The following is a 19,884-nucleotide window of genomic DNA, read 5'->3' as shown; positions in this document are numbered from 1 at the left end:
GGCGCTGCTCGTCACACGAGAATGTCGAGGACGCGTTTCTCGGTCTCGATCGAGGATTTCAGCACGGCGGTGTTGATGGAAACACCGAGCGAGGCCGAGGCCAGCTCCGTGACGGCCGTGACCGGCTCGGCGGCGGATTGCGGTGAGGCGACGCGGGAGGCCGCCCCGTCGAAGCGTTGCACGGCCGCGCTGAGGCCCGCCGAACTCGTGGACACTGCCGAGACCATGAACCGCCCTCCCTGCGTCCCGGCAACTCAGCACGAAAAAGGTAAAGGCCGTCCTCAGCGGACTGGCGCAAGGCGAGCGCATTCCGACGAAGTGGCCACCGGCTCCTCGAAAGAAGGCGCGTCACAACAAGGACCGAGAGACGCCGGCCCGATGCAATGGGGTCGGATACGGGTCGAATGGGATCGGCCGCGGCTTGATCGGATCGCTCGACATTCCCACTTCGCCGCAGGCCTGAGGCATCGCCCTCGTGGGCGCGAAGACAAGGTGTCGCGATGATCGACCTGCATTACTGGCCGACCCCGAACGGTCACAAGGTGACGATGTTTCTGGAGGAGGCCGGCCTCCCCTACACGATCCACCCGGTGGATATCGGCAAGGGCGCGCAGTTCGAGCCGGCCTTCCTGAAGATTGCCCCGAACAACCGGATGCCGGCCATCGTCGATCACGAGCCGGCCGATGGCGGTGCGCCGGTCTCGCTGTTCGAGTCGGGCGCGATCCTGCTCTACCTCGCGGAGAAGACCGGGCGCTTCCTGCCCGCCGACCTGCGCGGCCGGGCCGAGACCCTGCAATGGCTGTTCTGGCAGATGGGCGGCCTTGGGCCGATGCTCGGCCAGAACCACCACTTCTCGCAATATGCGCCGGAGAAGATCCCCTACGCCATCGACCGCTACGTCAAGGAGACGAACCGGCTCTACGGCGTGCTCGACCGGCGGCTCGCCGACCGCGCCTTCGTCGCGGGTGCCGATTACACCATCGCCGACATGGCTTCCTATCCCTGGATCGTGCCGTGGGAGAAGCAGGGCCAGCGCCTCGACGACCACCCCAACCTGAAGCGCTGGTTCGAGGCGATCGCCGAGCGCCCCGCCACCAAGGCCGCCTATGCGCGGGCGGTGGAAGCCAACCCGAACCACGGCCAGCCGATGAGCGAGGACGCGAAGAAGGTGATGTTCGGCCAGACCGCGACGAACACCAAGCGCTGAGGCTTACCGCCCGCTGCGCCGGGCGGCCACCGTGGCGAGCCCGGCAAAATCCTTGTCGCCGTCGCCGTGGGCGATGGCGTCGAGGAGGTTGTCGCGCAGCACGCTGGCGAACGGCATCGGCACGTTGACCGCCTCGCCCGCGGCCAGAGCGAGGCGGACATCCTTGAGGCCGAGCCGCATGGTGAAGCCCGGCGGCTCGTAGCGGCCTTCCATGATCATCGCGCCGTAATTCTTGTAAACCGGCGAGGCGAAGAGCGTGCTGGTGAGCATCTCCAGCACGTCGGCCCCGGCGATGCCGTGCCCCTCTGCGAAGGCGGCCGCCTCGCCCATCGCCTCGATGGCCGAGACCAGCATGAAGTTGCCCGCGAGCTTGACGGCGTTGGCCTTCTCCGGCTCCGCGCCGAAGCGCCAGGTCTTGCTGCCCATGGCGTCGAACAACGGCTGCACCCGCGCGATCGCCGCGTCGTCACCCGCGGCGATGATGTTCAGCGCCCCCTTTTCCGCCGCGTCCGGCCGGCCGAAGACCGGCGCGGAGACGTAAGGCACGCCCGCGCGGCCGTGGACCGCCGCCAGTTCCCTGGCGAGCGCTACCGAGATCGTGGACATGCCGACATGGACGCCGGGCCGCTGCCCGGAATCGAGCAGCCCGCCCTCGATGGTGACGGCGCGCAGGGCCACGTCGTCGGCGAGCATGGTGATCGCGGCGTCGCCCGCGAAGGCCTCCGCGGCGTTGGCCACGGGCTCGGCGCCCTCGATCGCCCTCGCCGCCTCCGGCGACCGGTTCCACACCCGCACCCGGTGGCCCGCCGCGACGAGCCGCGCCGCCATGACCCGGCCCATGCGGCCGAGCCCGATGAAACCGACATCCATGTTTGAAACTCCGGATTTGCTGTCACGTCGCCGTCCGGGTGCAACGCCCCGGCCGGCGATGGGTCGCGAACGGTCGAGCGATCAGTGCGTGTTGAGGAATTCCAGCGTCAGCGTGTTGAACATCTCGGTCGCCTCCATGTGGACGAGGTGGCCGACATTGTTGAGGACCTCGGCCTTGCCGTTCGGCATCCGGCCGGCGAGCGCGCGGGCATGGCCCGTGTTGTCGCCCATGCTGGAGCGCATCTCCGTCGGCGCAAAACCCTTGCCGGGGGCGTTGTGGTCGTTCGCGCCCATGATGAACAGGGTCGGCGCCTTCACGAGCGGGATCTCGTGGACGATCGGCTGGCCCCAGATCATCTGGTAGGAGTTCACGAACGACTTGAGCCAGCGCGGATATTCGCCCGAACCCTTCACCCGCTCGCGGATCGACACGAACGGCTCGATCGCCGAGGCGGGGATCGACAGCGCGTAGCTCGTCATCAGCTGCTTGCGGTAGGCGTCCGCCGTCAGGTCCGCCTCGCGGGCGATCAGGGCCTCGTCGGAGACCGGCGGGACGGTGAAGCGGTAATCTTCCAGCCCGATCGGCGCTTCCAGCACGAGGCTGTTGACCCGCTGCGGATAGTTGCGGGCCATCCGCACCGCGAGCATGCCGCCCATGGAATGCGCGACGATGTCGAACCGCTGGATCTTGAGGCTGTCGGCGAGCGCCAGGGTGTCGGCGGCCATCCGGTCGAAGGTGTAGGAGCCGATCGGTTTCGAGGACTTGCCGAAGCCGAGCTGATCGGGGACCACGACGCGGTAGCCCGCGTTCGACAGGGTGCGGATCACCGGCTCCCAGTAGCTCGACGGGAAATTGCGTCCGTGCAGCAGCAGCACCGTGCGTCCGTTGGCGTTGTCGGCGGCCGGCACATCCATGTAGGCGAGGCGCTGCGCTTCGCCGTCGCGGCTCAGCGGCAGGAACCGCACCGGAAACGGATAGGCGAAGCCTTCGAGGCCGATGCCGAGCGGCGACGGCTCCTCGGCATGGGCGGCGGGCGCCAGCACCGGCGCGAGCGCGAGACAAAGCGCGAGGCAAGGCGCGAGGATCGGCGCGAAAATCGGGTGGGCACGCATGGACACTTCGTCTCCGGCTCGAGCATCGTCCCGAAAGGTGGTGGCCGGCTTTCGAAAACAGACGATGCAGATACAAGACGCCTGCGCATCCTCCCCGGCGCGGGCTCCGGGGGCGTTGCGCGAACGGCGCGGGCTCTGCCCCGGCGGCGCGCCGACAACGCGTGGCGCGGCCTCCGGTGAGAGACAGATAGGGCGGATCGCTCGCCTGCAAGCACCGGAAGATGGACGGTGACGGCTCAAAAGGCCGGAGACCGGAGCGGCGACGGGCTGCCGCTGCGCGAGCGGCTCCTGGCGCTCTGCGCCATGGCGCTCGCCATCTCCATGGCGGTGCTCGACGGAGCGATCGTCAACGTCGCCCTGCCGGTGATCGCCCGCGACCTCGACGTGCCGGCTTCCGAGGCGATCTTCGTCGTCAGCGCCTACCAGATCGCGGTCACCGCCGCCCTGCTGCCGCTCGCCACGCTGGGGGAGATCTGGGGCTACCGCCGGGTCTATCTCGCGGGGCTTGCCGTCTTCACCGTCGCCTCGCTCGCCTGCGCGGTCTCGCCGAACCTGGCAAGCCTCACCGCTGCGCGAGTCGCCCAAGGGCTGGGTGCGGCCGGGATCATGAGCGTCAACATCGCTCTGGTGCGCTTCATCTATCCGAGCCGGCTGATCGGGCGCGGCGTCGGCAACGTCGCGCTCATCGTGGCGGTGGCGTCGGCCGCCGGTCCGACGGTCGCCGCCGCGATCCTCTCGGTCGCCGCCTGGCCCTGGCTGTTCCTCGTCAACTTGCCCGTCGGGCTGGTGGCGCTGGCGGTGGGCGCGCGCACGTTGCCGCGAACGCCCCGCTCCGCCCGGCGCTTCGACCTGCGGAGCGCAAGCCTCAACGCCCTCACCGTCGGGCTGCTGATCGTCGGTCTCGACGCGTTCGCGGATCCCGACACGCGCGGGCTCGCCGTGGCCGCGATCGGCGCCTCGGTCGGGGTCGGCATCGTCTTCGTACGGACCCAAATCCGGCTCGCGGCGCCGCTGCTGCCGCTCGACCTCCTGCGGATTCCGGCCTTCGCCCTGTCGATGGTGGCCTCGATCTGCTCCTTCGCGGCGCAGATGATCGCCTACGTCGCCCTGCCCTTCTACTTCCACGACGCCCTCGGCTTCTCGGAGACCCGAACCGGCTTCCTGATGACGCCGTGGCCGCTCGCCATCGCGGCGATGTCGCCCTTTGCCGGCCGGCTCGCCGACCGCGTCCCGCCGGGCTTGCTCGGCAGCCTCGGCCTCGTCCTGCTCGCCTTCGGCATGGCGGCGCTGGCCCTCCTGCCGGAGGCGCCGGCGACCTTCGACATCGTCTGGCGGCTGACCCTGTCGGGGATTGGTTTCGGGCTGTTCCAGTCGCCCAACAACAAGGTCATCATCACCAGCGCGCCGCGGGAGCGCAGCGGTGGCGCCAGCGGCATGCAGGCAAGCGCCCGGCTCGTCGGCCAGTCCCTCGGTGCGGCTTGGGTCGCCATGTTGTTCGGCCTCGTCCCCGGTGGTCCAGCGGGCGCCTTCGCCGTCACGCTCTGGTGCGCCGTCGCCCTGGCGCTGGCGGGTGCCCTGGCGAGCGGCCTGCGGCGGACGGGACCCTGACCGCGCATCTTCGCTCAACACCATGGCCCGGCTCGTGCGTTGACGCCGGGACAGGGATGGCCGCGGCCAACGGAGGCGGATGATGGATATCGACTTGAAGGGGCGCAGTGCCCTCGTCACCGGTTCCACCGGCGGCATCGGCTACGCGGTGGCCCGCGAACTCGCCCGGCTCGGCGCCTACGTCGCCGTCAACGGCCGCACCGGTGAGCGGGTGGAGGCGGCCATCGCGCGCCTGCGCGGCGAGGTGCCGGGGGCCGAGTTCATCGCCGGCATCGGCGATGTCGGCACCGAGGAGGGGGCGGCCGAACTCCTCGCCGCCCTGCCGCGGGTCGACATCCTGATCAACAACGCGGGGATCTTCGAGCCGAAGCCGTTCTTCGAGATCGCCGATGCCGAGTGGCGCCGCTTCTTCGAGATGAACGTGATGAGCGGCATCCGCCTCTCCCGCGCCTACGGTCCCGGCATGGTCGAGCGCGGCTGGGGACGGATCGTCTTCATCGCCAGCGAGTCGGGCGTCAACATCCCGCCCGAGATGGTCCATTACGGCGTGACGAAGACGGCGCAGCTCGCCGTCTCCCGCGGTCTCGCCGAGACGGTGGGGGGCAGCGGCGTCACCGTCAACAGCGTGCTCCCCGGCCCGACCATGACCGAGGGTGTCGCGGATTTTCTCGAATCGATGGGCGGGGGCGAAGGCGATCTGGAGGCCAAGGGCCGCGCCTTCATCGCCGAGAACCGGCCGACCTCGCTCCTGAAGCGCCTCGCGCAGCCGGAGGAAGTGGCCAACATGGTCGCCTATCTCTGCACGCCCGCTGCGAGCGCCACCACGGGGGCGGCCCTGCGGGTCGATGGCGGCGTGCTGCGCGGCATCATCTGAGGCTCACCGCTCCCGAGCCCACCGGACGTACGGGGCCGGCTGGACCGGCACCGTACTCCGAGGGACGGCCCGCGAACGGTTCCTTCAAATCAGGACTTGAGGTGCGCGGCGAGGTGCTTGTTCATCTCGAACATCGAGCACTTGTCCTTGCCGAAGATCTTCTTCAGCTTGTCGTCGGCGAGAATCTCGCGCTTGTTCTCCGGGTTCTGGAGATTGTGCTTCTTGATGTGCTCCCACACCTTGCTGACGACTTCGCCGCGCGGCAGGGGATTGTCGCCGACGATGGCGGCGAGTTCGGGAGACGGCTTCAGGGGCTGCTGAAGCGCGTTGGGCTTGGTGCCGGAGGCGGCCTTCGTGGCGGTCTCCTTCTTCGGGGCACTCTTGGGCGCAGCCGCCTTCTTCTCCGTCGTCTTGGTAGCCATGGTTTCCCTCCGTCCTGCGGACCGGCGATTCGTGACACGAGGCCGAGCGGCATCGGGGCACTGAGGAGCAACAACTAAGCGGTGCCGCGCCCGTTCCAAGTGGAGAACAGCGCCGCCACCGTGTCCATCCACAGATCAGCGGACCTTTCCGCAGCTCAATCCACTGCCTGAGGGATTTTTTCGCGCTGACCGGGGCTGCTCCGGTGATCCGCGGCCTGTCCCGGTCGGGGCGGGAACCGGGCTTGCCGCCTCGCATTCAACCAAGACACCCGGATCACGGGCCTGTCGCGGGCCTGTCAGGGATATGCTGGAGACGTGGATGCCGACGGATCTGCCCGAAGAGCGGGCCTATCGTAAGCCGGGAACGCTTGAACTGGACCCTGCCTCCGGCGAGGGGGTCGCGACCGACGAGACGCCCCGGTTGATCGCTTCCGACAAGGTCGAGGGTACCCCGGTCTATGACAGCACCGGGCGCCACCTCGGCAGCGTTTACAATTTCATGGTCGACAAGGTGTCGGGACAGGTCGCCTACGCCGTGCTGTCCTTCGGTGGCTTCCTCGGCTTTGGCGAGAACCACCACCCCCTGCCCTGGAACGCGCTGACCTACTCGGTCGAACTCGGCGGATACGTGGTCGATATCGACCCTGCCGATCTCGAAGGCGCGCCGACCCAGGGGCCCGGCGAAAATCCGTTCGACGATCCCGGTTTCGGCGGGCGCCTCAACGATCACTGGGGCGGCCGCAAGGCGCCGACCGCCTGAGGCGGCGGCGCCTGTAATCCAAGGTCAGGTGCGGCTCAGAATTTGCCGCCGAGGCCGACACTGCCGCCCGCGCCCATCTGGGGGGCGAGACCGCCGGAGCTGGACCGCGACGTCGTCTCGCCGTCGATCTCCTCCCGGCGGATGCGGCGCGGGCCGTCATCGGCGGTGCGGGTGTCGCCGCGGAAGTTCTTCGGCAGCTCCAGGGCGCGGGTCGGGGCGGCGGCGAGCGGACGGCCGTCATCGTCGGTCTGGGCGCTGCGCAGGGGGCGGCCGGGCAGCGTGCCACGGGCGGAGGGCGGCGGGCCGAGATCGGTTTCCGGCATTACGCCACCACCGCCACCGAGCGCCTGGCAGCCGCCAAGGCTGGCCGCAAGAAGCGCCGCGGCGCAGAGTCTCGACGGGTCGAACATGCAGTCTTGTCCTCGTACCGGCCGTTCCCGGCCACGGCTCGGCCGGGGGACGGCCAAGGGTCGGGAACGTTAAGATTTCCTGCATCCGTCTAAGGCAGGGTTTGGGCGAAAACCAGACGGCCGTCGCCCGTGTCCACCCGGTTCCGGCGCGACGGTTGGAGCGGCGTTTCCGGCCCATCCACAACTTCGCCGTGGTTGCCGGGCATGGACGATGCGTCCGCCCGCCCCATGATGTCCGGGGAGCGCCGGCCCGCAGAGGCCGGCTCGCTCATCTTTTTCGACTGTCGAGAGGTAGTAGGGGTGCTCAGACTGATCCGGCCGATCGTGACACCGGCGATCGCCCTCCTCGCTACGGCGGCCATGGCCGCGGACGGCTCGTCGGGTGCCCCCGGCGGCGCTTCGCCTCCCGTTGTGACCGCTTCGCCTCCCGCCGTGTCCGCTCCGCCTCCGGCCGCAGCGACGGCGCCGGCTGCACCCGCGAACGGTGCCGTGACGCCGTCCCAGGAGGGCGGCACCCCGGCGGTGGTGCTCGATACCCAGGATTACGAGAGCCTGCTCGGTAAGAGCGTGCGCGCGATGAACGGCGACGATCTCGGCCGGATCATCGACGTCATCATCGACCGCGACGGACGTCCCCGTGCCGCGGTGATCGATTTCGGCGGCTTTCTCGGCGTCGGCTCCCGCAAAATCGCGGTGGATTGGCGCGTCCTGAAGTTCACCACCGAGGGCAAGGTCGGACGCCTCACGCTCCAGCTCAACCGCAATCAGGTCCGCGTCTCGCCCGAATACAAGTCCGGCGACCCGATCGTCGTGCTCGGGGCCGCCAGCCCAGGTGCCCCCCCCAGCCCGAGTGCCTCCAGCCCAGGTGCTGCGAACACCGGTGCGACCGTCCCGCCGGAAGGCGATGCCTCCGCCGCCGCCGAGAAGTCTGCCGCCCCGTCCGACAAGGCCCCGGACCGGCCACCGGAGAAGACGCCGGACAAATGACGGCAAGCCCGGTGACGGAACGGCGCGCCTATCCAGCGCGCGAGCGCGACAGCCATCGCACCGACCTGCGCGAGCGCGGCGGCCCCCGTCCGGTGCGGCGCGCGGGCCGACCGAGCACGCCCGGTCCCGCCGATCCGTCGCGCCGGGCGACCTACGGCCTCGACGCGTTCACGTTCTTCATCGCCAACCTGCAGACTGGGTTCGGGCCCTTCCTCGCCGTCTACTTCACCCAGCAGAAGTGGACGCAGTCGGATATCGGCCTCGCGCTCACCGTGGGCAGCCTCGTCAGCCTGCTCGGGCAGATGCCGGGCGGCGCCTTCGTCGATGCCTCCCGCTCGAAGCGCTTCGCCGCCGGTTTCTCGGCGTTGTGGGTCGGCGCGAGCGCCGTGATGCTGGCTGCACTTCCGACCTATCTCGTCGTGATGCTCGCCATGGCGATCCACTCGGCGGCGAGCTGCGTGCTGACGCCGGCCATCGCCGCGATCTCCATCGGCCTCGTTGGCCATGCCCGGGCCGGCGAGCGGCTGGGGCGCAATGCCAGCTTCTCGGCGGTGGGCAACGCGCTCGGCGCCGCCGGCATGGGCGCGATCGGCTATTATCTCTCGAACAACGCGGTGTTCTATCTCGCGGGCGTGTTGGTGATCCCGGCCCTGATGGCCCTGTCGTTCATCCCGTCGGGACGCGCCGTGGACGCCGGCAGGCCCCGGCCCGCCGCTCAGGAACCGGAGCCACGGGAGGCCGGCGGCGTCTCGGCGCTCCTGAAGAACCGGGCGCTTCTGTGCTTTGCCGCCTGCATGGTGCTGTTCTTCCTGGCCAATGCCGCGATGCTGCCTTTGGTCGGCAGCGTCATGACCCTGCGCGCCAGCGAGACGGCCACGGCTCTGGTGGCCGCCTGCATCATGGTCCCGCAGGCGGTGCTCGCACTCACCGCCCCCTTCGTCGGCCGCCTCGCCGAACGCTGGGGACGAAAACCGCTCCTCGTGATCGGTTTCGCGGCCCTACCTGTCCGTGGCCTGCTCTTCGCTTTCGTCAGCGACCCCTACTGGATGGTGGCGATTCAGGTCTTCGACGGCATCTCGGCCTCCGTCCTCGGGGTCATGGTCCCGCTGATCGTCTCCGACGTCACTCGCGGCACCGGCCGGTTCAACACCGCACTCGGGGCGGTCGGGACCGGCATGGGCATCGGCGCTGCCCTCTCCACGGCGCTCGCCGGCTTCATGGCCGACGAACTCGGCAGCCGAACCGCGTTCCTGGGGCTCGCCATCGTCGGCGCCGCTGGCCTCGCCCTCGTCCTCCTGATCATGCCGGAGACCCGGCGCAGGAACGGGGATGAGGCGCATGACCCGTCTTGACCTGCGCCGGCCGACGGGGTTGGAATCGTTTTTGCGCCGCACATCCGCTTAAGCGCGGTTCATCTTCGCCGAGCTATCCGGCGGAAAGCCCCGCGCGCTTGAAACATAAGGCGACGCTTCGCGTTGCGGTTAACGGGTGCCCTGTGCGCCCTCCAGCCACAATCGGCGCCCAGCGGGTCTGATCGAATCGGGACTGACGATCGCGATGGAAGATCTCTGCCAATACGCCAACAGACCGGGGGCCTTTGTCGGGCGCTATCTCAGGCGCCGGATCGTCCCGCATCTCGTGATTCTCTTCTCCGTGCTCGGTGCGGTGTCCTTCTCGGTCTCGACCGACTACGCGCTCAAGGGCGTGGTCGATGCCCTCGGCAAGGGGCCGAGCGCAGGGCAGGTCTGGACGGCCTTGGCGGTGCTGATCGGCTTCATCGCCGCCGACAACCTGCTCTGGCGCGTCGCGGCTCTGGTCGGGGCCTTCACCTTCGTCGGCGTGACCGGCGACATCCGCCGGGATCTCTTCCGCCACATGACGGGCCACGCCCCGTCCTTCTTCGCGGACCGCCAGCCCGGTACGTTGGCCTCGCGCATCACCGCGACGTCGAACGCGATCTTCACCGTCGAGAACATGTTCACGTTCAACGTGATGCCGCCCTGCGTCGCGGCCGTGCTCTCGATCATTTACATCGGCACCGTGAACCTCACGATGGCGCTCGTGCTCGCGGGCATCTTCGCCGCGGTCGTGCTGCTGATGTTCAAGATGGCCTCCGCCGGCAAGCCGCTGCACCACGACTTCGCCGCCAAGGCCGCGAGCGTCGATGGCGAGATGGTCGATCTCGTCGGCAACATGCCGCTGGTGCGCGCCTTCTCCGCGTTCAACCGCGAATTCGTGCGCTTCGACGGCACCATCGGCTCCGAGATGCGGGCGCGCCGCTCCTCGCTCCTCTATCTCGAGAAGCTGCGCATCACCCACGCCATCCTCACCGTGATCTCGATCCTCGGCTTGCTCTACTGGTCGATCAAGATGTGGGAAGCCGGTCAGGCCACCACCGGTCAGGTCGTCCTCGTCTGCACGCTGGGCATCCGCATCCTCGCCGCTACCCGCGACCTCGCCGTCGCGCTGGTGGATGCGACCCAGCACACCGCCCGCCTGTCGGAGGCGCTGCACACGCTGCTGCAGCCGCACGAACTGGTCGATCATCCGGAAGCGGAGAAGCTCATCGGCCAGACCGGCGCCGAGATGCATTTCGACCACGTCGCCTTCAGCTATCCCGACGGGCGCACCGTCTTCTCCGATTTCGACCTGCTGATTCCGGCCGGTCAGACGGTGGGGCTGGTCGGCAAGTCGGGCGGCGGCAAGTCGACCCTGTTCTCGCTGATTCAGCGCTTCTACGAGGTGCAGGGCGGGCGCATCCTCATCAACGGACAGGACATCAACCGCGTCACGCAGGATAGCTTGCGCGAGGCGATCACGGTGGTGCCGCAGGACGTGTCGATGTTCCATCGCTCTCTACGCGAGAACATTCGCTACGGCCGGCCCGACGCGACCGACGAGGAGGTCTGGAAGGCGGCGGAAGCGGCCCACTGCACCGACTTCATCCAGTCGCTGCCGGAAGGCTTCGACACCATTGTCGGCGACCGCGGCGTGAAGCTCTCCGGCGGCCAGCGCCAGCGCATCGCCATCGCCCGCGCCATCCTAAAGGATTCGCCGATCCTGCTGCTCGACGAGGCGACCTCGGCGCTCGATGCCGAGTCCGAGGAGGCGATCCGCGCCGCGCTCGCCAACCTGATGAAGGGCCGCACGGTGATCGCCATCGCGCACCGCCTCTCGACGCTGAAGGACTTCGACCGGATCGTCGTACTGGAGGGCGGGCGCATCGTGCAGGACGGCTCGCCGGAGAAGCTGACCCATCTCGACGGCTTCTACCGCGAGTTGATGAAGAAGGAATCGATGTCGATGTCGCTCGCCGCGGCCTGACATTCGAGCGGCTGCATCTCTGCCCATCGGCTGGGAGGGGTGCAAAAATCGGCCCTTGGATCGACATGGGTGTCATGAGGCCGGGCGGGTCCCTCACCGCCCGGCCTTCTTTTTGACGCCGATACGAAGCGGGAGCGTGCCGTGGCCGAACAGCAATTCGCCAGCGACAACTATGCCGGGATCTGCCCGGAGGCCCTCACCGCGATGCAGGCGGCCAATGCCGGCCACGCCCCCGCCTACGGCGCCGATACCTGGACGCAGGCCGCGGCCGACGGCTTCCGGCGGTTGTTCGAGACCGATTGCGAGGTGTTCTTCGTCTTCAACGGCACCGCCGCCAACTCGCTGGCGCTGGCTTCGCTCTGCCAATCCTATCACAGCGTGATCTGTGCGGATTCGGCGCATATCGAGACCGACGAATGCGGCGCGCCGGAATTCTTCTCCAACGGCTCGAAGCTGCTGACCGCCGCGACCGATGACGGGAAGCTCACGCCCGAGATCGTGCGGACGATCGCCGGCAAGCGCAGCGACATCCACTTCCCGAAACCGCGGGCGGTGACGCTGACCCAGGCGACGGAGACGGGGCGGGTCTACAGCCTTGACGAGATCGCGGCCATCTCGGCCGTTTGCCGCGCATCGGGCCTGCGCCTGCACATGGACGGCGCGCGCTTTGCCAATGCCTGCGCCTCGCTCGACGCGTTCCCGGCCGAGCTGACCTGGAAGGCCGGCGTCGACGTGCTCTGCTTCGGCGGCACCAAGAACGGCATGGCGGTGGGCGAGGCGGTGATCTTCTTCGACCGAAAACTCGCGGAGGATTTCGACTATCGCTGCAAGCAGGCGGGCCAGCTCGCCTCGAAGATGCGCTACCTCTCGGCGCCCTGGGTCGGCATGCTGGAGAACGGGGCGTGGCTCGACAACGCCCGCCACGCCAATGAATGTGCCCGACGGCTGGTACGGGGGATCGCCGACGTACCGGGCATCTCGCTCGCGGCACCGGTAGAGGCCAACGGCGTGTTCCTGAACTTGCCGGCACCGGTCCAAGAGGGGCTGCGCGCCCGCGGCTGGCAGTTCTACGGCTTCATCGGCGGGGCGTCCCGCTTCATGTTCGCCTGGGATTCAGAGCCGGCGCGGGTTGATGCGCTGGCGCAGGACATCCGCCTCTGCGCCCTGCCCGCGGCGGCGTGACCGCGGCGGCGTGACCGCGGCTTCGTTCGCGGCAGGATCAGACGAGATAGGTGATGGTGGCTGCCAGAGCCGTCGCCACGGTGGCGATGGCGAAACCCGATGACGAGAGCAGCATCGCGGAACGGGACGCGGTCGGCTCGGGCTCGTCGGCATAGCCGAAGGCCTGGCCCGCGGCCTGTTCCAGGCGCATGAGGGAGAGGTGACGCGCTTGAGCGGCAGCGGGGGTCATCGGCGTGGCTCCCTTACGGTCAAGCTGACCGTGCTGAGTTAACGTCCGGAAACCATCTTCTGTTCCCATCGCCATCCTGGGCCGCGCCGCCTTAACGTTCCGCTGCCTTGTTTCAGCCGCAGGATTGCCGCCCACCACAGGCTTCGTGAGGCCGTCTTAACCATCCGCCCGCATCACTGTGATGACAACGCGCCGGGCTTGGCAGGATCGTCGGGCTTCGAACGCGGCCGGCCGTCGTGGTACTGCGACCGGCGGAAGCGGACAGGAGACTTTTTGTTTCCTGTTTGTTCCGCTACAGTGAGGGTATGAAGAGCCATGCAGCCCGTCTCCGACCCGATTCGAGGAGCCGTCGCGTGAGCGATCCGGCACGCGACCTGTTCGGGCCTGGTGCCAAGCCTCCCCCCGCGGAGGCCGAGCGCCGCCGCCGCCTCACCCCCGTGGCACCGTCTCCGGCGCCCGCGCCAGAAACGGCGGAGGCGGGTTATGACGCCTCGACGATCGAGGTGCTGGAGGGGCTGGAGCCGGTGCGGCGCCGGCCGGGCATGTATATCGGCGGCACCGACGAGCGGGCGCTGCACCACCTCTTCGCCGAGGTGATCGACAACTCCATGGACGAAGCGGTCGCGGGCCACGCGAGCTTCATCGAGGTGGAGCTGGAAGAATCGGGCTCTCTCGTCGTCACCGATAACGGCCGCGGCATCCCGGTCGATCCGCATCCGAAATTTCCGGGCAAATCCGCGCTCGAGGTCATCATGACCACGCTGCACGCGGGCGGTAAGTTCGACTCGAAGGTCTACGAGACCTCCGGCGGCCTGCACGGCGTCGGCATCTCCGTCGTCAACGCGCTCTCGGACGTGCTCGAGGTCGAGGTCGCGCGCAATCAGACCCTCTACCGGCAGTGCTTTTCCCGCGGTCATGCGCAGGGAAGCCTGGAGACGATCGGGCGGGTGCAGAACCGGCGCGGCACGCGGGTGCGCTTCCATCCCGACGCGCAGATCTTCGGCTCGCTGCGGTTCGACCCGCGTCGCCTGTTCAAGATGGCCCGTTCCAAGGCCTACCTGTTCGGCGGCGTCGAGATCCGCTGGCGCTGCGCCCCGGCCCTGCTCGAAGGGCTGGAGGATGTGCCGGCCGAAGCCGTGCACCGCTTCCCCGGCGGGCTCTCGGACTATCTCGCCCGCGACATAGAGGGGAAGGAGCTCGTCCTCGATTCCATCTTCTCGGGGAAGATCACCAAGCCCGGCTCGCACGGCTCGCTCGAATGGGCGGTCGCCTGGACGGTGGCCGATGACGGCGTCTCGCACTCGTACTGCAACACGATTCCGACGCCGGAGGGCGGCACCCACGAGGCGGGCCTGCGCGTCGCCCTGCTGCGGGCGCTCCGCGAGCATGCCGAGCGCGTGAACCAAGCCAAGCGCATGACGGCGGTGACCACCGACGACGTGATGGCGACCTGCGCCTCGATGCTCTCGGTCTTCATCCGCGAGCCGGAATTCCAGGGCCAGACCAAGGACAAGCTCGCGACGGTGGAGGCCTCCCGCATCGTCGAGACGGCGATTCGCGATGCCTTCGACCACTGGCTCGCGGCCTCGCCCGCCCAGGCCAACAAGCTGCTCGACTGGGTGATCGACCGGGCGGAGGAGCGCCTGCGCCGCCGCCAGGAAAAGGAGGTCGCCCGCAAGAGCGCCACCCGCAAGCTGCGCCTGCCCGGCAAGCTCGCCGATTGCTCGGCCGCCGGCACGGTGGGCTCCGAGATCTTCATCGTCGAGGGCGACTCGGCCGGCGGCTCCGCCAAGCAGGCCCGCGACCGCGCCACACAGGCGGTGCTGCCGTTGCGGGGAAAGATCCTGAACGTGGCCTCGGCGAGCCGCGACAAGCTCGGCGCCAACCAGCTCATCTCGGATCTGACGCTGGCGCTCGGCTGCGGCACCGGCGCGAACTTCCGCGAGGCGGACCTTCGCTACGACCGGGTCATCATCATGACCGACGCGGATGTGGACGGCGCCCACATCGCCTCGCTCCTCATCACCTTCTTCTACCGGCAGATGCCCAAGCTCATCGACAAGGGGCATCTCTACCTCGCGATCCCGCCGCTCTACCGGATCAGCCAGGGCGCGAAATCGGCCTATGCCCGCGACGATGCGGACAAGGAGCGGATCATCAAGACCGTGTTCAAGAACGGCAAGGTCGAGATCGGCCGCTTCAAGGGCCTCGGCGAGATGATGCCGGCGCAGTTGAAGGAGACGACGATGGACCCGAAGAAGCGCACGCTGCTGCGCGTCGCGATCCTCGACGAGGCGCGGGAATCGACGGGTGATACGGTCGAGCGCCTGATGGGCAACAAGCCCGAGGCGCGCTTCGCCTTCATCACCGAGCGGGCATCGTTCGCGGATGGGACGGAGCTGGATATCTGATCCGCTCCGCTTTTCCCTCGACGGAAGCCGTCTGGGGCAATGAATCGCCGTCGTGCCGAGTCGTGTCGCTGATGCTCGCGCCGCAGCGATCCGTCAGGCCGGCTCGGCCATCGCTCTCTCCGTGATCTCCACGATCCGCCCTTCCGCCAAATGCAGCACCCGGTCGGCGGCGTCGAAGTAGCGATCGTCGTGGCTGATAACGATGAGGGTTCGGCCACCGCTTCGCAGGTCCGGCAGAAGCGCCTCGTAGAAGCGGCGCCGGAAGGTCGGATCCTGTTCCGCTGCCCACTCGTCCAGCACGAGGACCGGGCGTCCTTCGAGGGCGGCCTGGACCAGGGCGAGGCGCTTGCGCTGGCCGGTCGAGAGGTCGGTGGTGGAGAAGCGTCCCTCGCTGATGCCGACCTTGTGGGCCAGATCGAGCCGTTCCAGCAGGGGCCGGGCGGCCTCGGAGTCGGCGCCATCGGCGGGGATCAGTTCGTCGAACAGGTGGTAGTCGAAGAAGATCGCCGAGAAGTGCTGGCGGTAGGCGTCGCGCGTCTGCGCCGTCACCGGCACGCCGTCGAGCAGGATCTCTCCCGTTTGCGGCGGGTACAGACCGAGCAGCAGCTTGATCAGCGTCGTTTTGCCCGAGCCGTTCTCGCCGACGATGAACAGGATCTCGCCCGCCCGGATCGTCAGGTCGAGCGGGCCGAGCGTGAAGGGGGCCTTGTCGCCGGCCGCCGGGAAGCCGTGGCTGACGCCGCGCAGGGTGATCTCGCGGATGCGGCGGCCCGCCTCCGACGGCACGGCTGCGAGAAGGCCGGCTTCCGCCTCCGTTCCCTCTTCCGAAAACTCGGCGATGCGCCGGTAGGCCACTTGGGCCTGCCCAATCATGGGCACGAAGTGGATGAGCTGGCCGATCGGCGCCTGGATGTAGAGCAGCACGAGCACGAAGCCGGAAAGTTCGGCGCCGCTGATGCCGGCCAGGACCTTGTAGGCGATGAGACCGGCGAACAGCAGGAAGTTGGTCGATTGGCTCAGCATCGACAGCGATTGCTGGATGACGGCGATCCGCGTCATCAGATGGCGCCCCTGCTCGATGCAGGTACTGAGGGCGACGTCGCGGAGGTGGAGCCGGCGTTCGCGGCCGATGCGGAGCTCCTTCGCCGCCTCGGTCAGGGTGAGGTAGTGCTTCTGGGTCGCCTCGCGGTTCTTGCGGACCTCCTCGAAGGACCGGAGCATGTTCCGGCGCAGGGCGTTCGCGCCGAGGCTCTCGAGGATCAGGACCACCGCCGTCACCGCCGAGAGGGAGGGTGACAGGAGGATCATGTAGGCCGCGCAGCCGATGAGCGTCCCGCCCGCGACCACCATCGGCGAGAGGAACGCGATGGCCGTGAAGATGGTGGTGACGTCGCCCTGGAGCGAGGCGAGCAGCTTGTGCTTGCCGAGGCGCTCGATCCGTTCGATCGGGGCGGTCAGGATCTTATCGGTGAGGTCGCGGCTGAGCGCCGCCTGGATGCGCCCGCCCGCGTAGCTGTTGCCGAAACTGGCCGCAAACGTGCCGAGAACGCTCAAGGCGGCGAACCCGGCAAACGCCAGCAACACGCCGTCGGCGAGCGCGCCCTCGCCGTAGAAGGCCTCGTTGATCTTGGCCAGAGCCGCGGCGGTGGCAAGGCCGCCGACCGCCCCGAGCGCTGTGGCCACGCTCACCAGCGGCCAGACCGGCCGGAGCAGCCGGATCGCGTCGTGCCGGAAATGACGAAGGATTGCGCCGTCCTGCCCCATCCTGCCGATTCCTCCAAGCAAGGTCGCCGCCCGCTACGGCGACCGGGGCGTCTGCACTAACGACAGGTCTGGTGAAGGTGAAATGCCGATCCGGCGCGGCTCACCCCTCGCGCGCATGGGTTTTACAAATTCTCACTTCGGAGATATTTGAAGAGCAGGCCCGATTCGCCGATGCGCTCAGTCTAAAAGCGCCGGATCGCTCTGCGGCGGCCTACGGCTTCGTCCCCACGCTTACCACCGGCGTCGCCTCGCGATCGCCCACGATCATGATGAGCATGTTCTGGGCCATGCTGGCGCGGCCCTGATCGTCGAAGAGGATGCCGGCATGGCCGTCCTCCGGCTGTTCCAGGCGGCGGATCGTGTCGCGCACGATGGCGACCGCGCCCTCCACGATCTGGCGGCGGGCCGCGATGATGGCGCCGGCCTGCTGGCGCTTGAGCATCGCGCCCGCGATTTCCGGCGCGTAGGCAAGATGGGTGATCCGCACATCCTCCACCACCACGCCCGCCACCGCGACGCGCTGGCCCAGTTCGGCGATCAGGTCGGCATGGATGGCGTCGCGGTCGGCCCGGAGCGAGGCGACGCGGGTGGCCTTCTCCGCGAGCCGGCGCTTGGCGTCGCCCGCCTCGTCGCCGACGTTTTCCGCCTCCTCGTGGTCGTAGGGCCGGGTCGAGGCGATGTTGCGCAGGGCCGCTTCCGCCTGGAGCGAGACGAAGTCGTGGTAGCTGCCGACGTCGAAGGTGGCGCGCGCGGCATCCTGTACCCGCCAGATCGCGGCGGCCGCGATGGTGATCGGGTTGCCCATCAGGTCGTTGACCGTGATGATCTTGGTCTCCTGCGCCTCGGTCGCGAGCGAGACCTTGGCCACCGCGGTCAGCGGGTTGCGCCACCAGAAGCCGTCGCGGGCGATGGTGCCGTGATAGCGCCCGAACAGAGTCAGCACCGCGGCCTGCCGCGGCTTGAGGGTGATGAGCCCGGCCAGCAGCACGATCCCGGCGACGAACTCCACCACCGGGACCAACAGGGAGGTGGGGCCGACGCTGCCGCGGACGAGCACCAGCGCGCCGCTGCTGAGGAAGGTCAGGGCCGCCAGCACGAGGCAGGGGATGGCGATGAAGAGTGCCAGCCAGCCGTTCAGAGCGCGATAGGGCACATCCTGCGTGACGCTCGCTCCAGCCATGCTCGCTTCCCTCGTATCGCCGTGCGACCCCAACCTTACGGAGGCGGTGCGTGCAATCCTAGGGCGGTGGCCTCCTCACGGCCGGTGCTCACAAGCAATGATGCCGGCCTGAGGTGGCGCACCATATCGGCGGCACCGAAAGGTTGATGCGGACGGAGGACCCCGTTGAGCGAACCTCGAAAACAACTCCATCTCGGCGCGTTCATGCGCCCGATCGGCATCCACACCGCGTGGTGGCGCTATCCCGGCGGCTTTCCGGACGCGAACTTCAACCTCGACCACCTCGTGCGCTTCGCCCGCACCCTGGAGGCCGCCAAGTTCGACGCCTTCTTCATGGCCGACCATCTGGCGGTGATGAACATGCCGATGGAGGCGCTGAAGCGCTCGGCCACCGTCACCTCGTTCGACCCGCTGACGCTGCTGCCGGCGCTGGCCATGGTGACGGAGCGGATCGGCCTGATCGCCACCGCCTCCACCACCTATAACGAGCCCTACCATGTCGCCCGCAAGTTCGCCTCGCTCGATCATATCTCGAAGGGGCGCGCCGGCTGGAACCTCGTCACCTCCGGCAACCCGGACGAGGCGCTGAACTTCGGCCGCGACGCGCATCTCGACCACGCCACCCGCTACGCCCGCGCCCGCGAGTTTTTCGAGGTCGTCACCGGGCTGTGGGATTCCTGGGCCGACGACGCCTTCATCCGCGATGTCGAGCAGGGACTGTTCTTCGACCCCGAAAAACTCCGCACGCTGAACCATCAGGGCGAATTCCTGAAGGTGAAGGGGCCGCTCAACGTCGCGCGGCCGGTGCAGGGCTGGCCGGTGATCGTGCAGGCCGGCGCCTCCGAGGCCGGGCGCCAGATCGCGGCGGAGACCGCCGAAATGGTGTTCGGCTCGGCCTCGTCGCTGGAGGCGGGCCAAACGTTCTACGCCGACGTGAAGGGGCGGATGGCGGCGGCCGGCCGGTCCCGCGACGCCCTCAAGATCCTGCCCGGTGCCTTCGTCGTGGTCGGCGGCACGGAGGCGGAGGCGAAGGCGAAGAAGGCGCGGCTCGATGCGCTGGTGCCGGTCGAGAGCGGGCTCGCCAACCTCTCGGTTCGTCTCGGCACCGATGCCAGCGGCTTCGACCTCGACGCGCCGCTCCCCGAAATCCCGGAATCGAATGCCAGCAAGAGCGGGCAGGCGCAGATCGTCGACTATGCCCGCCGCACGGGGGCGACGGTGCGCGACCTCGCCCGCCGCGTCGGCGGCTATGGCGGGCTCAGCTTTATCGGCACGCCGGAGCAGATCGCCGACCGGATGGGGGAATGGCTGGAGGGGGAAGCCTGCGACGGCTTCAACGTGATGTTCCCCTTCGTGCCGGAAGGGCTCGACGATTTCTGCGCCGGCGTCGTGCCCGAACTCCAGCGGCGCGGCCTGTTCCGGACGGAGTACGAGGGCACGACCCTGCGCGACCATCTCGGCTTGGAGCGGCCGGGCAACCGCTTCTTCGAGACGCGATAGGCTCCCCGCCGAACCCATCGACGGTCCCGCGGGGAGTCTTTC

At 68.6% G+C, this 19,884-nt stretch carries 18 protein-coding genes; 10 read left to right on the top strand and 8 right to left on the bottom strand.

Annotation, left to right across the window (positions count from 1 at the left end; genetic code table 11):
- Positions 1 to 11: 11 nt before the first annotated feature.
- Positions 12 to 227, bottom strand: a complete 216-nt coding sequence (locus OVA30_RS11860; RefSeq protein ID WP_268175541.1) for a hypothetical protein — start codon at positions 225 to 227, stop codon at positions 12 to 14.
- 273 nt (positions 228 to 500) lie between these two features.
- Between OVA30_RS11860 and OVA30_RS11855 the strand changes: the two genes are divergently transcribed.
- Positions 501 to 1,208 carry a glutathione binding-like protein gene (locus OVA30_RS11855; RefSeq protein WP_056118144.1) on the top strand — a complete coding sequence of 236 codons (708 nt, stop codon included), beginning with the start codon at positions 501 to 503 and terminating at the stop codon, positions 1,206 to 1,208.
- A 3-nt stretch (positions 1,209 to 1,211) separates the two neighbouring features.
- Here OVA30_RS11855 and OVA30_RS11850 read toward each other — a convergent pair whose 3' ends face one another.
- Together OVA30_RS11850 and OVA30_RS11845 are read right to left on the bottom strand one after the other, a co-directional pair.
- Positions 1,212 to 2,078 carry an NAD(P)-dependent oxidoreductase gene (locus tag OVA30_RS11850; RefSeq protein WP_003597953.1) on the bottom strand — a complete coding sequence of 289 codons (867 nt, stop codon included), beginning with the start codon at positions 2,076 to 2,078 and terminating at the stop codon, positions 1,212 to 1,214.
- An 81-nt stretch (positions 2,079 to 2,159) separates the two neighbouring features.
- Positions 2,160 to 3,191, bottom strand: coding sequence for an alpha/beta fold hydrolase (locus tag OVA30_RS11845; protein WP_012254433.1), 1,032 nt, complete (start codon positions 3,189 to 3,191; stop codon positions 2,160 to 2,162).
- 228 nt (positions 3,192 to 3,419) lie between these two features.
- Here OVA30_RS11845 and OVA30_RS11840 point away from each other — a divergent pair, with 228 nt between their 5' ends.
- Both OVA30_RS11840 and OVA30_RS11835 read left to right on the top strand, forming a co-directional pair.
- Positions 3,420 to 4,799 (top strand): MFS transporter, encoded by a 1,380-nt coding sequence (locus tag OVA30_RS11840; protein ID WP_268175540.1) that lies wholly within the window; start codon positions 3,420 to 3,422, stop codon positions 4,797 to 4,799.
- An 82-nt stretch (positions 4,800 to 4,881) separates the two neighbouring features.
- On the top strand, positions 4,882 to 5,673 hold the full coding sequence (locus OVA30_RS11835; protein ID WP_268175539.1) for an SDR family NAD(P)-dependent oxidoreductase: 792 nt from the start codon (positions 4,882 to 4,884) through the stop codon (positions 5,671 to 5,673).
- Positions 5,674 to 5,762: 89 nt separating this feature from the next.
- Here OVA30_RS11835 and OVA30_RS11830 read toward each other — a convergent pair whose 3' ends face one another.
- Positions 5,763 to 6,095, bottom strand: a complete 333-nt coding sequence (locus tag OVA30_RS11830; RefSeq protein ID WP_003597961.1) for an SWIB/MDM2 domain-containing protein — start codon at positions 6,093 to 6,095, stop codon at positions 5,763 to 5,765.
- Between the two features lie 319 nt (positions 6,096 to 6,414).
- On the opposite strand from OVA30_RS11830, the gene OVA30_RS11825 reads away from it, so the two are divergent.
- Complete coding sequence (locus OVA30_RS11825; RefSeq protein ID WP_238506719.1) at positions 6,415 to 6,855, top strand: PRC-barrel domain-containing protein; 441 nt, start codon at positions 6,415 to 6,417, stop codon at positions 6,853 to 6,855.
- A gap of 35 nt (positions 6,856 to 6,890) precedes the next feature.
- Here the strand turns inward: OVA30_RS11825 and OVA30_RS11820 are convergent, their stop codons facing one another.
- A complete protein-coding gene (locus OVA30_RS11820; RefSeq protein WP_003597964.1) occupies positions 6,891 to 7,265 on the bottom strand; it encodes a hypothetical protein in 375 nt (124 codons plus the stop codon).
- Between the two features lie 300 nt (positions 7,266 to 7,565).
- Here OVA30_RS11820 and OVA30_RS11815 point away from each other — a divergent pair, with 300 nt between their 5' ends.
- The 4 genes from OVA30_RS11815 to OVA30_RS11800 all read left to right on the top strand — a co-directional run bounded on the left by OVA30_RS11815 (position 7,566) and on the right by OVA30_RS11800 (position 12,758).
- Entirely contained in the window at positions 7,566 to 8,252 is a 687-nt protein-coding gene (locus OVA30_RS11815) for a PRC-barrel domain-containing protein (RefSeq protein ID WP_268175538.1), read from the top strand.
- Positions 8,249 to 9,604: an MFS transporter gene (locus OVA30_RS11810; RefSeq protein ID WP_268175537.1), complete on the top strand. Its 1,356-nt coding sequence runs from the start codon at positions 8,249 to 8,251 to the stop codon at positions 9,602 to 9,604. The genes OVA30_RS11815 and OVA30_RS11810 overlap by 4 nt, the downstream gene beginning before the upstream one ends.
- A 205-nt stretch (positions 9,605 to 9,809) precedes the next feature.
- Positions 9,810 to 11,576 carry an ABC transporter ATP-binding protein gene (locus OVA30_RS11805; RefSeq protein WP_003597969.1) on the top strand — a complete coding sequence of 589 codons (1,767 nt, stop codon included), beginning with the start codon at positions 9,810 to 9,812 and terminating at the stop codon, positions 11,574 to 11,576.
- Between the two features lie 141 nt (positions 11,577 to 11,717).
- A complete protein-coding gene (locus tag OVA30_RS11800) occupies positions 11,718 to 12,758 on the top strand; it encodes a threonine aldolase family protein (protein ID WP_268175536.1) in 1,041 nt (346 codons plus the stop codon).
- 37 nt (positions 12,759 to 12,795) lie between these two features.
- On the opposite strand, the gene OVA30_RS11795 is transcribed toward OVA30_RS11800, so the two are convergent.
- Positions 12,796 to 12,987 (bottom strand): hypothetical protein, encoded by a 192-nt coding sequence (locus OVA30_RS11795; protein WP_003597973.1) that lies wholly within the window; start codon positions 12,985 to 12,987, stop codon positions 12,796 to 12,798.
- A 353-nt stretch (positions 12,988 to 13,340) separates the two neighbouring features.
- On the opposite strand from OVA30_RS11795, the gene parE reads away from it, so the two are divergent.
- Positions 13,341 to 15,398, top strand: coding sequence for a DNA topoisomerase IV subunit B (gene parE / locus OVA30_RS11790; protein ID WP_268175535.1), 2,058 nt, complete (start codon positions 13,341 to 13,343; stop codon positions 15,396 to 15,398).
- 93 nt (positions 15,399 to 15,491) lie between these two features.
- Here parE and OVA30_RS11785 read toward each other — a convergent pair whose 3' ends face one another.
- Together OVA30_RS11785 and OVA30_RS11780 are read right to left on the bottom strand one after the other, a co-directional pair.
- Positions 15,492 to 17,162: a cyclic peptide export ABC transporter gene (locus OVA30_RS11785; protein WP_268175534.1), complete on the bottom strand. Its 1,671-nt coding sequence runs from the start codon at positions 17,160 to 17,162 to the stop codon at positions 15,492 to 15,494.
- Between the two features lie 211 nt (positions 17,163 to 17,373).
- Positions 17,374 to 18,342, bottom strand: a complete 969-nt coding sequence (locus tag OVA30_RS11780) for an SPFH domain-containing protein (RefSeq protein WP_268175533.1) — start codon at positions 18,340 to 18,342, stop codon at positions 17,374 to 17,376.
- A gap of 165 nt (positions 18,343 to 18,507) precedes the next feature.
- On the opposite strand from OVA30_RS11780, the gene OVA30_RS11775 reads away from it, so the two are divergent.
- The gene (locus OVA30_RS11775; protein ID WP_268175532.1) at positions 18,508 to 19,842 is read left to right on the top strand and encodes an LLM class flavin-dependent oxidoreductase; all 1,335 of its coding nucleotides are present in this window, start codon (positions 18,508 to 18,510) and stop codon (positions 19,840 to 19,842) included.
- Positions 19,843 to 19,884: the final 42 nt, after the last annotated feature.

It is taken from the genome of Methylorubrum sp. SL192 (assembly GCF_026672325.1).
In the GTDB taxonomy this organism is placed as follows: Bacteria; Pseudomonadota; Alphaproteobacteria; order Rhizobiales; family Beijerinckiaceae; genus Methylobacterium; species Methylobacterium extorquens.
The sequence above is the reverse complement of the archived record's forward strand: the minus strand, read 5'-3'. Positions and strand labels throughout refer to the sequence as shown.